This is a genomic window from Aeromicrobium panaciterrae, from assembly GCF_039537165.1.
Classification (GTDB): domain Bacteria; phylum Actinomycetota; class Actinomycetes; order Propionibacteriales; family Nocardioidaceae; genus Aeromicrobium; species Aeromicrobium panaciterrae.
In genome coordinates this window covers 2240211-2253677 of the sequence record NZ_BAAAZZ010000002.1, presented here as the reverse complement: position 1 = coordinate 2253677, position 13467 = coordinate 2240211, and the positions used below count along the sequence as shown (strand labels likewise).

13 protein-coding genes and 1 pseudogene are annotated in these 13467 nt (G+C 64.6%); 1 reads left to right on the top strand and 13 read right to left on the bottom strand.

Going from position 1 to position 13467, the window contains the following annotated elements; all coding sequences use genetic code 11:
- Nucleotides 1-38: 38 nt before the first annotated feature.
- From ABD683_RS11845 to ABD683_RS11830, 4 genes are read right to left on the bottom strand one after another with little or no spacing between them, the layout of a single operon-like run.
- Nucleotides 39-653, bottom strand: a complete 615-nt coding sequence (locus tag ABD683_RS11845; protein WP_344770167.1) for a cysteine hydrolase family protein — start codon at nucleotides 651-653, stop codon at nucleotides 39-41.
- Nucleotides 654-665: 12 nt separating this feature from the next.
- A complete protein-coding gene (locus tag ABD683_RS11840; protein ID WP_344770166.1) occupies nucleotides 666-1460 on the bottom strand; it encodes a hypothetical protein in 795 nt (264 codons plus the stop codon).
- On the bottom strand, nucleotides 1457-2689 hold the full coding sequence (locus tag ABD683_RS11835) for an NRAMP family divalent metal transporter (protein WP_344770165.1): 1233 nt from the start codon (nucleotides 2687-2689) through the stop codon (nucleotides 1457-1459). Before ABD683_RS11835 ends, ABD683_RS11840 begins: the two co-directional genes overlap by 4 nt.
- Nucleotides 2686-3123: a hypothetical protein gene (locus ABD683_RS11830; protein WP_344770164.1), complete on the bottom strand. Its 438-nt coding sequence runs from the start codon at nucleotides 3121-3123 to the stop codon at nucleotides 2686-2688. The genes ABD683_RS11835 and ABD683_RS11830 overlap by 4 nt, the downstream gene beginning before the upstream one ends.
- Before the next feature lie 153 nt (nucleotides 3124-3276).
- Between ABD683_RS11830 and ABD683_RS18565 the strand changes: the two are divergent.
- Nucleotides 3277-3905: pseudogene (locus tag ABD683_RS18565) on the top strand (DUF6328 family protein).
- 33 nt (nucleotides 3906-3938) lie between these two features.
- Here ABD683_RS18565 and ABD683_RS11820 read toward each other — a convergent pair.
- From ABD683_RS11820 to ABD683_RS11780, 9 genes are all read right to left on the bottom strand, one after another.
- Nucleotides 3939-4346 (bottom strand): Hsp20/alpha crystallin family protein, encoded by a 408-nt coding sequence (locus ABD683_RS11820; RefSeq protein WP_344770162.1) that lies wholly within the window; start codon nucleotides 4344-4346, stop codon nucleotides 3939-3941.
- A 193-nt stretch (nucleotides 4347-4539) separates the two neighbouring features.
- Nucleotides 4540-5868 carry an FAD-binding oxidoreductase gene (locus tag ABD683_RS11815; RefSeq protein WP_344770161.1) on the bottom strand — a complete coding sequence of 443 codons (1329 nt, stop codon included), beginning with the start codon at nucleotides 5866-5868 and terminating at the stop codon, nucleotides 4540-4542.
- 176 nt (nucleotides 5869-6044) lie between these two features.
- Nucleotides 6045-6899, bottom strand: a complete 855-nt coding sequence (locus ABD683_RS11810) for an acetoacetate decarboxylase family protein (protein WP_344770160.1) — start codon at nucleotides 6897-6899, stop codon at nucleotides 6045-6047.
- A gap of 4 nt (nucleotides 6900-6903) precedes the next feature.
- Nucleotides 6904-8052, bottom strand: coding sequence for an LLM class flavin-dependent oxidoreductase (locus ABD683_RS11805; protein WP_344770159.1), 1149 nt, complete (start codon nucleotides 8050-8052; stop codon nucleotides 6904-6906).
- Nucleotides 8049-9152 (bottom strand): SDR family oxidoreductase, encoded by a 1104-nt coding sequence (locus tag ABD683_RS11800; RefSeq protein ID WP_344770158.1) that lies wholly within the window; start codon nucleotides 9150-9152, stop codon nucleotides 8049-8051. Before ABD683_RS11800 ends, ABD683_RS11805 begins: the two co-directional genes overlap by 4 nt.
- 1 nt (nucleotide 9153) lies before the next feature.
- Complete coding sequence (locus tag ABD683_RS11795) at nucleotides 9154-9639, bottom strand: flavin reductase family protein (RefSeq protein WP_344770157.1); 486 nt, start codon at nucleotides 9637-9639, stop codon at nucleotides 9154-9156.
- A 102-nt stretch (nucleotides 9640-9741) separates the two neighbouring features.
- Nucleotides 9742-10920 (bottom strand): ABC transporter substrate-binding protein, encoded by a 1179-nt coding sequence (locus ABD683_RS11790; protein WP_344770156.1) that lies wholly within the window; start codon nucleotides 10918-10920, stop codon nucleotides 9742-9744.
- Between the two features lie 93 nt (nucleotides 10921-11013).
- Nucleotides 11014-11709: an ABC transporter ATP-binding protein gene (locus tag ABD683_RS11785; protein ID WP_344770155.1), complete on the bottom strand. Its 696-nt coding sequence runs from the start codon at nucleotides 11707-11709 to the stop codon at nucleotides 11014-11016.
- Nucleotides 11706-13403 (bottom strand): branched-chain amino acid ABC transporter ATP-binding protein/permease, encoded by a 1698-nt coding sequence (locus tag ABD683_RS11780; RefSeq protein WP_344770154.1) that lies wholly within the window; start codon nucleotides 13401-13403, stop codon nucleotides 11706-11708. The genes ABD683_RS11785 and ABD683_RS11780 overlap by 4 nt, the downstream gene beginning before the upstream one ends.
- Nucleotides 13404-13467 lie beyond the last annotated feature (64 nt).

Sequence of the window (13467 nt, the reverse complement as noted above, 5' to 3'; positions counted from 1 at the left end):
GACCGCCCCTGCTGACTCGGCAACCCGTTCATGCGCAACTACCCCGGCTGCACCCGCCCCAAACCCGGTTCCGCGCTTCTCCCGCGTGAGGCTGACGGCTGCCGAAATGTCACGTCGTCGACGCCTCCCACGGGTTGCCGATACTGCTCTCGCAAGAGTGCGAGCGTGCGGTCGTGCTGGTCGGGGTCGACGGACGCGATGGCTTCCTCGACCAGCACCACCCCGAAGTCGTAGGCGTACGCGTCCGATGCCGTCACGGCGATGCACGACTCGGTGGAGACACCGCACAGGGCAAACGTGCTGACACCCAGCTCCTTGAGGAGATCCTCGAGGACAGTGCCGTGAAAGGCACTGTCGCGAGTCTTGGGAACGACCGCGGTGACGGAGCACTCGAGCTCGGGCAGCCGCTCCGCCCCGGGCGTTCCGTCGATCACCATGCCGCGGCCGTCCTCGAGCATGTTGCGCGTCCAGGTGGAGCGGTCCGGCGCGTGCACGGTGCGGATCTCGATCACCGGCACCTCCAGTGCCGTTGCTCGCGCACACAGGCCGTTGCACGCCGCGACCACTCGCTCGCGATGCCTGGCAAGCTCTGCGTCAGCGAAGAAGTCGCGCTGCAGGTCGACCAGGACCACCGCCTCCACCTCGTACGCCATGATGTTCCCTCCTTACAGGTCGTCGAGCCGGGTGAGCTCAGAGGTGCTCAGGGTGATCACGTTGTCGTCCCAGTCGATCGACCTGATGTCGGACCACGCGACATGGCCGGTGCTGCGATGAAGGAGCCGAAGGATCTTCTGGATCAGCCACGGCCCCTGCTGGCGGCGGCGGTCGTACCCGAACAACGTGCCAGCCGTGTGTCGTCCCACGACGAGCCCCTCGGTCACCAGCCTGGGCAGATGTCCTCGTGGTTCGCCCCTGCCGAACCGGACGTCAGTCACCTGGTCGCCCACCCTGCCGTCGGAGAAGACGACGCGCATGCCCGCCAGCTGACTGAACCGGTGCCGGTCGCCTGCCTGCGCGGGCCCCGTGCCGAGCCGGCTCGGCTCCGTGCTCGGGGTCGACGTCTCCCGGTCGTCGCGGGCGCCCGGCAGTGCCTCGATCACCCGTACGCGCGCCCAAGTCTCGAGGCCGTCGATGTCGATCACCTCACGGCTCTCATCGACCGTCAGGACCGTGGCGATGTCGGAGACATGGGCGTAGTCGATCCGTTGTGGATCATCCGGGTCGCGACCCGTGAGCCGGCTCCACGTGTTGACGATGATGAAGTCGAGCGCACCACCGAGGCGTCGACCCAGAGCGCCCGGGCCCACCAGCACGCCCGAGACGATGAGAGTGCCATCGGCGCGTTCCTCGAGCTCGAGGTCGTCGACGTTCGCGATCAACAGCCCGTCGCTGCTCACGATCTGCCGGTCCAGCAGGTCGAGCTGGCCGTCGAGCGTTCCTCGGATGTGGATCTCACTCATGAGGTGCCCATCTTGGTCCAGATCATCAGCGGTACGGCGGCGATCGATGCCACCAGGACGATCACCATGTAGATGGTGCCCAGGGTGTTCGACAGCCGGCCGTTCGTCAGCGGTCCCATGTAGCCGCGATCGTTGGCCACCATGAGAATCGGCAGGTAGGTCAGCGGCAGTGCCACCGCCGAGAAGACGACCGAGAACTCCGTCACCAGGATCGGGTCGATCGTCGTCAACAGCACGACCGCTGCGAGGATCGTCGCGAGAAGTATCACGAGGTGGAAACGTGCGGCCTCTCGCGGGCGGACGAACTTGCCCCACTGCCAGCCGAAGTACTGCGCGATGCTGTAGCCGAGCGAGAGGCCGGTCTCGCACGCAGCGCCGAACGTGGCGGCGAAGAACCCGAGGATCGCAATGGCGAATCCGATCTTGCCGAGGGCGATCGCCACCGGGAGACCGACCTGGCCCAGCGTCTCGACCTCAATGCCCTCGGGCATCAGTGTCACCGTCGCCACCCCGGCGATGGCGAGGGAGAGCAGTCCGCCAAGGGGGAACCCGATGAAGACGTTGGAGCGCATCGTCGCCACGGAGGATCGGTCCCATTTCTCCTCGACGCCGCCGGACGAGAAGAAGAACACCTCGTACGGAGTCATGGCCGCGCCGAAGAGTGCGACGGCGAAGTAGGCGTACGTCGACCACTCCTCGGATGCGGGCTTGTCCATCGTCGCCGCAGACGTCGCCAGCTCAGACCAGTCCGGGCCGAGCTGCCACAGCGCCACCGCGAACACGATCAACGCGAGACCCAGCAGCCCGAAGACGTTCTCCAGCAGCGCGAACTTGGCGCGCCACAAGACGATCCACACCGCGGCGGCCGTCACCGGGATCCAGAGCAGCTCGTGAACACTGGTCGCCAGCTCCAACGACAGCGCGATGCCACCGATCTCCGCGATGTATGTCAGGAGCGTGACCGCCATCGACCCGCCAAGGTTCAACAGCCCGACCTTGGGACCGAACCGCTCACGGACGATGTCGAACGTCGGGCGTCCGCTCGCGGCCACCACTCGTCCCGACATCTCCGCGAAGACCACGATGCCCAGCACACCGACCAGCACCACCCACGCGAGCGACATTCCGAAGCGAGACCCGACCAGCGCGTTGGTGACGAGGTCGCCGATGTCGACGAACCCGCCGATGGCGGACAGGACACCCAGAGCGACCGCAAAAAGCTTCTTCATGAGGCACTCGCCTCAAGCTTCTCGAGCCTGGCGCCCAAGTCGTCGAGGTCCTTCACGATCGTGCGGTACTCCGCCTTCTCACCGCGGTGAACGGCAATGCGCGCCTCCTGGAGCAACGACCCAGCCTCGTCGAGCAGTCGGCCCGACTCGTCGCTCAGGGCATCCTGCTCAGGTGGCGGGTTGAGCGAGCCGAGACCCTGGCTCGCCTTCGTCAGGGCGTCCTCGCTGTAGCGAAGCTGCGCCACGACCGCGGGCCGTGGGATGTCTCCCGAGTCCAGGAGCTCCAGCAACGTCCGCACGGTGGCGACCTCGCTCACGGCAGTGCCGAGGGAGGATGCGGCAGCGTCGCCGTACGTGTCGGCATCGGGGCTTGCCGCCACGCAGCTGGAGGTGATGAAGAGCGCCCCGACCAGCGCGGCCAGCCTGAGCCTCACCTGTTGTGCCTTGCCAACAGCCAGACCAGCACGCCCAGCTCCAGCAGTACGCCAGCCCAACCGAGGAGCAGCGCGAGCACGGGAGTCACGAGTGGCGGTTACCCCGCAACGGTTGAGTCATTCGCGATTCAGGCATCGAGCTGCACGGCATTCATGCGTTTCGTCGCATCGTTCCCAGGGCACTTCACGTGCGATGAAGGGGGCCTGATGCCAGACTCGGCCACGACCCAATCGAAGCGGCTCGACCGCAACTGGGCGGAGCTGCTGCAAGAGCTGCGAGTCGCCCAGACCGGCGTGCAGATCCTCACGGGGTTCATGCTCACGCTGCCGTTCACCGAGCGGTTTCACGCCTTGCCCGAATCGCGGCACAACGCGTACGCGGCGATCCTCACCGGCGCGGTCGCGTCGACCCTCCTGCTCATGACCCTGTCGCGCTGCACCGCGCGCTGTTCCATCGCGGCCAGCGACCATGGCTCGTCGAGGCTGCAGACCGGCTCGCGCGCTGGGGCCTGGCAACCATGGCGCTCACGATCGTGGGGGTCGTGTGGTTCATCCTCGACATCGTGACCGCGCGCTGGACAGCGGTCTCGGTCGCCGCCGTGATCGCTTCGTACATCGTCGGGATGTGGGTGGTCGTCCTGCCCACGAGCGTCGGCGCCAGGCCCGAGGAAGCGGGCGGACCAACACGTCTGCGTAAGCCGGTGGTCCGCCACGCGCCCTGTCGGACTGAGCTGGACCGGTCGCGGTTGTCTCAGTCAACGCGTCCGGTTCAGCACCAGTGACATACCCGCGAACGGGTCGCGTAAACGAGGCGCCTACGCGGAGATGGACTCCCTGACCTCGGGAGCCGCGATCTGGATCTTGCGCGGCTTCGCCTTCTCGCTGATCGGGATCATCACCGACAGCACGCCGTGCTCGTACGACGCCGAGATCGACTCCCTGTCGATGCCGTCGCCGAGCGTGAACTGCCGGTAGTAGCTGCCGCCCCGGCGTTCCTGGGCGATCCACTTGGCGCCGTCGTGCACCGCCTGGGTGCGTTCGGCCCGGATCGTCAGGAGGTTGCCGTCGAGGTCGATGTCGATCGATCCGGGGTCGACTCCCGGGAGGTCGGCGTTGAGGAGGTAGCGGTCGCCCTCGCGTACCAAGTCAACCGGTACGGCACGGGCACCCGTACGGAATGCGTCCCGCAGGCGATCGAGGTCGCCGAAAGGATCAAAGGTCATAGCGTTCATGGTCAGATCTCCTTTCACGAGGTTGAGTCCGGCCGACTCAACTTTTACGAGACTGTTATAGATCCAACCCACCCCGACTGCAAGCCCCAAAACCTTAAAAAATGCTGAAACCTGACGGATTTCCGTCACGCGACGTCGCGACTCGTCAGCTGCACGGGATACCTCTCGTCACCTCACGAACATGTCATCCTCCGGCCGGTTCGGGGGTCGGGGAGATGTTGTGGTTGAGGTGGAAGACGTTGTCGGGATCATAGGTGCGCTTGACGGCCGAGAGCCGGGTCAGCTTCGCGGGCGAGTAGGCGCGACTCACGCCAGCCAGTCCCTCGTCGCTGATCACGTTGACGTACATGCCGCTGGCGAACGGCTCGAGCCGGGCCGCCGACTCGCGGGCCCGCCGGATGCGCTGCTCGTCCTCGTCCGGGTCGGTCCAACGCGTCGCCGCGACGTACTCGAAGGCGACGTCTCGTTGGCTGAACGCGGTGTCGTCGTCGGCAACCTCGGCGATGGCACCGCCGTACGCCTGGAGGCTCGCACCGACCTCGGGATCGTGCAGCAGGAGCGCCTCGATCGCCGCGTCCGACAGCTCACGGAAGTAGTGACCTTTCCAGTAGCGGCGGATCAGGTGGCCCTCGACGGTGTCCTCGCGCGTCTGGAGCTCGACGTACGACAGCTCGACGATCCGTTCGGCGATCGGGGTGCCGAGGCTCTCCAGATCGCGGGCGTACGTGCGGCCGGCCTCCGGGTCGCCGATCCACACGAATCCGAGGCTCACGACTCCACCGGCGACGGTGGCGGCAAACGTGGCCTGCCGCGGAGCCGTGGCGCTGAGGTCACGCCACGCCGCAACCACCCCGGCCGCTCCGTCGACCGGGAAGTCCAGCTCCACGCTCAGCGTCCGGGTGCCGATGTCGTGCAGCTGGAACTCGAACTCGGTCACGACGCCGAAGTTGCCACCTCCGCCGCGCAGGCCCCAGAACAGGTCGGGGTGCTCGTCCCGGCTGGCCGTGATCACGTCCCCCGCGGCCGTCACCACCTGACAGGAAATGACGTTGTCGCAGCTCAACCCGTACTGGCGAGCCAGCCAGCCCATCCCGCCGCCGAGGGTCAAGCCACCCACGCCGGTGTGGGAGACGTTGCCGGCCGTGGTGGCGAGACCGTGCTCCTGCGTCGCCGTGTCGAGCGCCCCGAGCAGCGCCCCACCCTGGATCCAGGCCCGCTTGCGCTCGGGATCGACGCGTACGGCAGCCATCGGCGTGAGGTCGATCGTGATGCCGTCCTCAGGCAGCGACAGGCCGAGCACGCTGTGGCCTCCGCACTTCACCCCGATCTCGAGATCGAGGGCGCGGGCATTGCGTACGGCCAGCACCACGTCTTCGACGCTGGTGCACTGCACGATCAGGCGTGGGCGACGATCGACCATGGCGTTCCACACCTGGCGTGCCGCGTCGTAGCCCTTGCCACCCGGCAGCAGCACCTTCCCGCCGAAGCCCTGCCACATCGCGGTGTCGCCCATGTCGTCCTCCGAATTGCCCTGAGCGATCCACCTTGCCCTGACGAGGTGAATGCCGACAAGACCTGGACCGGGGCATCGGACTGCCAACGGAAGCGGAATCCTCAGTGCACGATCCTGGGCGAAGCCGGGCACTGCACCTTCTCCAAAGTCACTACGCCGCTCATCCGGCCGGTGCCTCACTCACGAAGCACGTCAACCGCGTCTCCGCGCAGCCAGTCTTCGACGCCGGGTTGGTCAAGCCGCCGGGTCTCTCCCCGGAATAGAGAGCAGTTCTCGGCATGCCAGCTCGTGGCAGTGAGCTCCGACCGTTGCGGCAAGGCTGCCAACGCCGTCATGATCTTGCTTGAGTAGGGCGCGGCAACCGGGTCGGGTGTTCCGAGCTCGAGCTCGGCAGATCCCCGCCACATCGCGACATACGGAATGTCCATCCGGATCGCGACGGGATAGTCCACGTCAACTGTCCCCTGAGTGCCAGGAATGTACTTCCAGTAGTAGCTGCGGGACGCTCGCATGCGCCCGAGAGCCAGGGAACGCTCGGCATCGGAGAGCTCTGACATACCGTGCAACCTGCCCCGCACCAAGAGGGCGTCGTACTCGTGGCAGGTGAATTCATGATCGTCAGCTCCGACCGCCGCGATCGGTATCCGCGCGAAGAGTTTCGGTGAACCCATGAGCTCTCGCCCAGCGAGGATGGGTGCGCAGTCCGATTCCCAGATCACCCACGAGTACGGGTGCACAGGGGCGCCTTCGACAGAATCACAGTGGGCCGTCACACGAACCGTCACGAGCTGGTAATCGCGGCCGCCCATCCAACCCATGTTGATCATGTGTCGGTAGCAGACCGAGACCACGGGCCGCTCGGTCGCTCGGTACCACGCCGGCAGAAGTGCGTCGACTGCCGCCGGATCTGTCTCGAAGACGATCTCCGATCCGCGCAGATCGAAGCCCGTCTCCAAGTCTGGTGCGACAGATGCGCCAAAAGTTGCCGGCATGTCATAGCGGATGCCGGGAGAAAGCGATGTTTTACCCATGGAATCAACCTTTCGCGAGCGATGAAGCCATCACGTCGGAATACGGGATGGCTCGTGGATCGGTGCTACCGAACGTCTTGATGGTTGGGAGAACCTCCTCGGCGAACAGCTTCATGCTGGCCTCGACCATGGGGGTCGGCATGTCCCCAAAACTGTGCAGAGTGATGAGATGTCCAACGTCAGCCACTCGCTGGAGCTCGCGAATCTGATCGATGACGGATTCAGGTGTGCCGAAGATTCCAGCCGACGCCTGGTCCTCGTATCCGGCACGAACGAGACGTTCGCGTTCCTCATCCGTGGCGTTCGGCATGAAATGATCCGACCCCATGCGGTCGTAGTGCCACATCGTCATGGCACTCGTCCTACGCCAGTACTCCTCACCCATCTCGCGGGCAGTCTCTTCGTCTGGGTGCACGTGCACTGTCGTGGCAATCGCCGACGAAGACCTCGACCAGCCCTGGTTCGCCCGAAGGGCATTGAAGCTCCGAAGGTTGTCCTCAAGCGTCGACCATCCTCGGTAGTTCGTGAACAGCGGCGCCGCGCCTGAGAGGGCGGCGAGCTCGAGCGACTCGGTCGAAGCCCACGTCATCAGGAGATTTTCAGTCAGGTCTGGGCTGAGCGGCCTCGGCCGGATCGTGGTGCGTGGAATGTTGAAGAACTCCCCCTCGAACGAGAAGAACTCTTCCGTCAATGCACGCCTGACGATCTCGAGGCACTCGATCATCCGCCCACGCGACTCCTCGTACGGGACTCGGAAGGCGTTGAACTCTCTGGCGGCAAATCCGCGTCCAACCCCGATGTTGAGCCTTCGACCGTCGAGAAGGACATCGAGAATTGCGAGGTTCTCGGCCAGCTTCAGCGGATCGTGCCACGGCAGCACGAGCACCATCGTCCCGAGCTCGACACGCGATGTCCGGCCGGCGACATAGGACAGGATTTGAGTCGGATTGTCCGTCATCCCGTACGGCGTGAAGTGATGCTCAATGGTCCAGAAGGAGTCGAAGCCCAGCGGTTCGACCAGATCGACCAACGCCAGTTCCTTCTTGATCTGCTCGGAGTCAGTGACCCGCGGCGCTCGCTCGAAACGACCCTCTCTCGTCCTGCGCTCGAACTCGCCCAGGTTGGCGAACCAGGATGAAACGCCGACCTTCACGCGAGCTCCCCCACAGACGATGCTGGCTCGGCGATACCGGGAAGCCGGTCTCCTGGGATGACACCTCGGCGGGCGAGCTCGGCCAGCTGGTCGGCGAACATGTCGCGCGAGTCGATGCAGTCGGCGAACCCGGCCCGGCGGATCTTGACCGTGCTAGTCAGCATGTCGAATCCACAGGTGAAGGCGAAGTCGATCGTCGGCCAGTCGATGACTCGCAGTGGGTCGAGAGCTAGAAGGCCATGCTCGGCCGTCAGAGCAGCCCACCGTTCGGCGTGCTGAGCCATGAAGTCAGTCAATGAGGGACCCCCCTCGGCGACCTCCAGCCCGAACATTGCCGCGACTTCGCCCCACATGCACTGCCAGCGATAGGCGTCGCCATTGGTCAGATTGAAGATCTCGTCACGGGCCTCGGGGGCATCGCACGCCCATTCACTGGCGGCACCGATGATCCGCGCGTCCGTCGACTGGATGAGCGAGGCACCCTGCGCGAGTGATCCGGGATACCGCAATGGCAAGCCCAGGTCCCTGCACAGCACGGCATAGATCGCAGTGCCAAGTACGAGGTTGATCGGACTCCCAGTCGTGGCGCCTCCGACCCAGTCGGGCCGAAACACGGTCCATCCGAATCGGTCAACCTGCCCGCGTTCACGGACGATGTCCTCTTGGTCGTGGTACAGCAGGGGCCCGCCGATTCGGGGGGCATTCTCCTTCGCCGGTGTACGGAAGGGCCCGAGGTGCGCGCCGTAGGCCTTGCCCCCGTGGTACAGAACCACGTGCTGGAGCTTGGCGCCAGCCGAGCGCAGCGCGTCAAGGGTGTTGACCAAGATGGCCGCGTTCGCATCTGCTTCAGCTGCCAGGTCCCCAGCGCGCGCTGCATACGCTCCGAAGAATAGGTGGGTGATGTCTTCTCGCTGGGCCAAGGCAGCCGTCGTACCGGCTCGGTCGAGGAGGTCGACCGCCACAATCTGGTCGGCGGGCAGAGCATCCGGTCGGCGCGAGCATCCGAGCACAGTCCAGTCCGGGCTGGACGAGAGCCGTTCGAACACGGCTCCGCCGGACAGTCCTTGAGGCCCTGTCACCAGGGCGACACGATGATCCATGTCAATCCGAGGGCTTCACGAGGGTGAGCGCCGGAAGGAATCCTCCAAAGCGCCCGCGGTAGTACGTCAGCGGCCTCCCGGCAGACGCCATCTCCACCGCCGTCACCGTAGCCATGAGGATGATGTGCGAACCGCCCCGAACCATGCTGTCGACTTCACATGCGATGGCTCCAAGGACCCCGGGAATCCCCGGCAGCTTTCCGGGCTCGGTAGGAGCAAGCTTGGCACCATCTCGAGTGGCGAAGTGCGCCGCGATATCCGCCTGGTCCTCCGCCAACAGGTTCACGAGGAAGCGCCCGCTCTGCTTGACTGCGGTCAACGTCCGGCTGGTGTCCTTGAGGCACACGATCAGCATCGGCGGTTCGAGGGAAAGCGAACTCAGTGCGCTGACTGTTGCGCCGTGTGCCTCCCCGTTCACGGTTGTCGTGATGACGGCAACCCCAGTCGGGAAGTGCCCGATGGCATGGCGAAAGTCGTCAGGGTTCACAGCTGAGTCCTGTACGGAGGGGATGGCGTTCATGCGGTTCCAATCAGTGGGCGCTGGTCCCGGGATCGTGGGTGGATCCCGGGACCAGCGAGGATCTGTCGGTCAGGGTGTCTCGACAGCCGAGCAGATGGCCTCGTCACACGGCTTGGTCGGGTCGTAGACCGTCGTGTTCTCGAGGCTGATTCCAATACGCGCGGCGGCCTTGTCGCCGAACTTCAGGAGGCCTTGTGAGCCCTGAATCTCGGTTCCACCGATCAGCCAGTCACGAACCTTGGCCGAATCAGTAGACCCGGCACCGTCAATCGCGGCCTGGAGTGAGACGACCCAGTCGAAGGTGTAGTTGGCGACCGTGTCCAGACCCGTAAAGGTCTTCCCGCCGCTGATCTTGGTGTACCGCTTGAAGAATTCAGCGATGAGCGGGCTCGGCTCGACCCCAGACCCGTCGACCTGTGCTGCGGCAATACCGCCAGCGGCGATCTTGCCCTTGAGCTTCTCAGGAGTCGCTTCGACGACCGATGGGTCGCCCGCTCCGAGCGGCGCACCGATGTACGGGTACCAGCCGATGCGATCCAGGTTCTGCATCACCATGACGAGCGGTGCGCCGTACGTCCAGAGCAGCAGCGACTCGGCGCCCTGGGCACGAAGCTTCTCGAGCTGCGCGGTGACGCTTGAAGCCGTTGCCGGGAACGTCTGCTTGATGAGTTCGACATCAGGGAACTGCTCTTTGACGATTGTGTCGGTCAAAGCGGTTGTGCCGGCTCCGAACGGGCCCGTGTCAGCCAGCTCTCCGATCTTGTTGCCGCTGACTTCCTGAAGGAATCTGACCTGCGGGACGATCGTATTGTTGCCAGCCGCAGTCGTGGGTGAGAACGTCCACGGGAACTCATTGTCCTTGCCCAGCTTCGACAGGAGGGCTGTGACTCCACCTGAGTCCGCGCCGAGGATCTTGTACTGGTTGAGCACTGGCTGGATCGCCGCAATGTCGGTGGATCCCGCGAAGATCGCATCGACGCCGGACTGAGCGAGCTCTCGCGCCAAGTTGGCGCCTGCGCTCGGGTCACCCTTGCTGTCGCGCGAAACAACCTTGAAGGTCGGCCCGTCCAAGGTGTTGGCGTACTCGGCGCCAGCCTTGAGACCGTTCAGTGCGATGACGCCGGAAGCTCCCACAGGACCAGTGAGAGCTCCGATGTATCCCACTGTGTAGGTCTCGTCATCGCTCGAACCTTCATCACCACCGCCACACGCGGCGAGGACCGAGCCCATCAGGAGGGCAGCGGACACTGCCGCGATACCCCGCCTTGCAGATGTAAAGGAAATGTTCATGTGTCTCTCCAGTTGCTGATTGGTCCCCGAAGACCTTTGAAATGTGATGTGTCAGGCCAGATATGCGGCGTGAATGCGCTCCTCCAAGTCCTCCTCGGTTCCGTTGGCTTTTCCGACGACTGATCCGCGCTGCAAGATGAGCACGTCGCTGTTCAGCGCCTGCGCGATCTCGAGGCGTTGCTCGACGAGCAACACGGCGACACCCATCGAGGTGACTGCCCGGATGACCTCGATGGTCCGCTGGACGAGTATTGGAGCGAGTCCGTTGCTCGGTTCGTCAAGCAGCAGGACGTCCGGCGTACCGCTGAGCGCACGAGCGATCGCGAGCATCTGTTGCTGTCCGCCGCTGAGTCGACCGGCCTTGCGATCGGCCATCTCCCGCAATTCCGGCAGCAGCTCCAACGCAGAGTCAATTCCCCCCCGAGGCTCTTTGGACAACAGTGAGCCGAGGTGAAGGTTCTCGTTGACGGTGAGGTCCGGAAACACGTGCCGCCCCTCGAGGACATGACCAATCCCCGCACGCGCCCGCTGGGCAGCACCGGACCCGCCTAGTTCTGTCCCGCGCAGCTGCACACTTCCACCGGCGGATTCGAGGCCGCCGATCCCGCGCAGCATCGAGGTCTTGCCAGCACCGTTCGCGCCGAGGATCGTCAGCAGCTGACCCTCGTCGAGAGTCAACGAGACATCAGACAGGGCTGTCACCCCGCCGTACCGGACCGAGAGGCCATCGACACGCAACACGCTCATTTGGCAACCCCCAGGTAGGCGATCTTGACGGCCTCGGCTTCGAGAAGATCCTGGGGTCGGCCTTCCCAAAGAACTTTGCCAAGCTCAAGGACTGTCACGCGGTCCGCTAGGCGGGTCACCAGGTCGAGATGATGCTCGACGATGATCACGGCGATGCCGAGGTCCGCGAGCTCTCGAGTCACGTCCTCAAGTCCCTGCATTTCGACCTGCGACAAACCTGCCGCCGGCTCATCGAGCATGAGAAGTCTGGGTGAGTGTCGAATGGCCATCGCTATCTCGAGGAATCGCAGCTGACCGTGACCGAGTTGACGGGTCTCGCGAGACATCATGCGGGGGTCGTCCGCGTCGATCCCGCCCAGTGCGAGCAGCTTGCGGACCCAGGGATCGAAGTTGACCGTGTCACGATGCTCGGCGCTCTGCAGTTGCTTGGCGAGGGCCAAGTGCTCGGCGACGCTCATGGCGGGGAACGTCTTGGGAGTCTGGAACGTGCGTGCGATTCCCGACTCCGCCAGACGTCGCGCCTTGACCCGAGTGATGTCCTGGCCGTCGAGAAGAATCGTCCCGCTGTCAGCCGGATACATACCCGTGACGACGTTGATCAAGGTCGTCTTGCCTGACCCGTTCGGGCCAATGAGTGCGAGCACTTCACCGGGCTTGACCGTCAGTGACACCTCATCGAGCGCTTTGATGCCTCCGAAGGCGCGCGAGACGCCTCGAACTTCAAGTCCCGTTCCACGGGGCATCTGTGGCCGAGCCACCTCATCTGACGTCACAACCCCAGCGCCTGCAATGGCATCCACAACCGGCGCAGCAGTCCTCGACACGATCCCGGCAGGTCTCAGCAACACGACGGCGATGAGCACGCCGCCGTAGATGAAGCTGTTGACGTGCGGGTAGGCAGCAAGCTCCTGCGGCAGCACCACGAGCAGCGCTGCACCCAGGACCGGGCCATACATCGAGCCGGCACCGCCTAGAACAACCATCGCCAGCAAGATGATGCTGAGGTGACTCGTGAATGCGTCCGGCGAAATGTACTGAGCCATGAATGCAAAGAGCCCGCCGGCGTAAGCGCCGAGAGCCGAACCGAGGGCGAACGTGGTCACCTTGGTGCGGTAGGCCGAAATACCAAGAGCGGTGGCACCGATCGGCTCGTCCCGAGTTGCGAGCGCGGAACGGCCGATCCGTGAGATTCGTACGGCGTAGTGAAGCAGGTAGACCGCCAGGGCGCTGAATGTCACCAGCAACGGCAACAGCCACTCTGAATAGGTCGGGTCGGCCCCGAAGTTGGGGATCAGCGAAATCGGCGACAATCCGGTGACACCCCCCGTGACGTCGTCGAGAGCAACAATCAGGTCCAGGCTGACGAGTACCGCGCCAAGTGAAATGAGGGCCAGGCCAATGTCGCCCAGTCGACCGGCCGGCGCTCCCAAAAGTAGGCCGAACGCCAGCCCTGCGATGGAGGCAATGGGAAGCGTCGCCCAAAACGGCCATTGCTGGTTGATCGTGAGTGCGCCCACCGTGTACGCGCCCAGCGCGAAGCTCGCTCCCTGTCCCAGGGAGAGCGCTCCGCTGAACCCCGCTGGAATGTTCAAGCCGAGCGCCGCGATGGAGTAGATCAGCACGGTGAAAACCGTGTATGAGGCAAACGATGCAGCGCCCTGGATCGCGATATATCCCAAGAGGAGTGCGATCACGATCGGAGCGTGGACGACAGGGCGACCGAAAGGAGAGCTGCCGATGCGTTCACCCACGGCGCGC

What these genes read in the sequence shown, in the direction of transcription:
- ABD683_RS11815 (WP_344770161.1), bottom strand. Translation starts at nt 5,868, where the DNA reads ATGGGCGACACCGCGATGTGGCAGGGCTTCGGCGGGAAGGTGCTGCTG.
- ABD683_RS11800 (WP_344770158.1), bottom strand. Translation starts at nt 9,152, where the DNA reads ATGGATCATCGTGTCGCCCTGGTGACAGGGCCTCAAGGACTGTCCGGC.
- ABD683_RS11810 (WP_344770160.1), bottom strand. Translation starts at nt 6,899, where the DNA reads ATGGGTAAAACATCGCTTTCTCCCGGCATCCGCTATGACATGCCGGCA.
- ABD683_RS11845 (WP_344770167.1), bottom strand. Translation starts at nt 653, where the DNA reads ATGGCGTACGAGGTGGAGGCGGTGGTCCTGGTCGACCTGCAGCGCGAC.
- ABD683_RS11835 (WP_344770165.1), bottom strand. Translation starts at nt 2,689, where the DNA reads ATGAAGAAGCTTTTTGCGGTCGCTCTGGGTGTCCTGTCCGCCATCGGC.
- ABD683_RS11785 (WP_344770155.1), bottom strand. Translation starts at nt 11,709, where the DNA reads ATGAGCGTGTTGCGTGTCGATGGCCTCTCGGTCCGGTACGGCGGGGTG.
- ABD683_RS11820 (WP_344770162.1), bottom strand. Translation starts at nt 4,346, where the DNA reads ATGACCTTTGATCCTTTCGGCGACCTCGATCGCCTGCGGGACGCATTC.
- ABD683_RS11840 (WP_344770166.1), bottom strand. Translation starts at nt 1,460, where the DNA reads ATGAGTGAGATCCACATCCGAGGAACGCTCGACGGCCAGCTCGACCTG.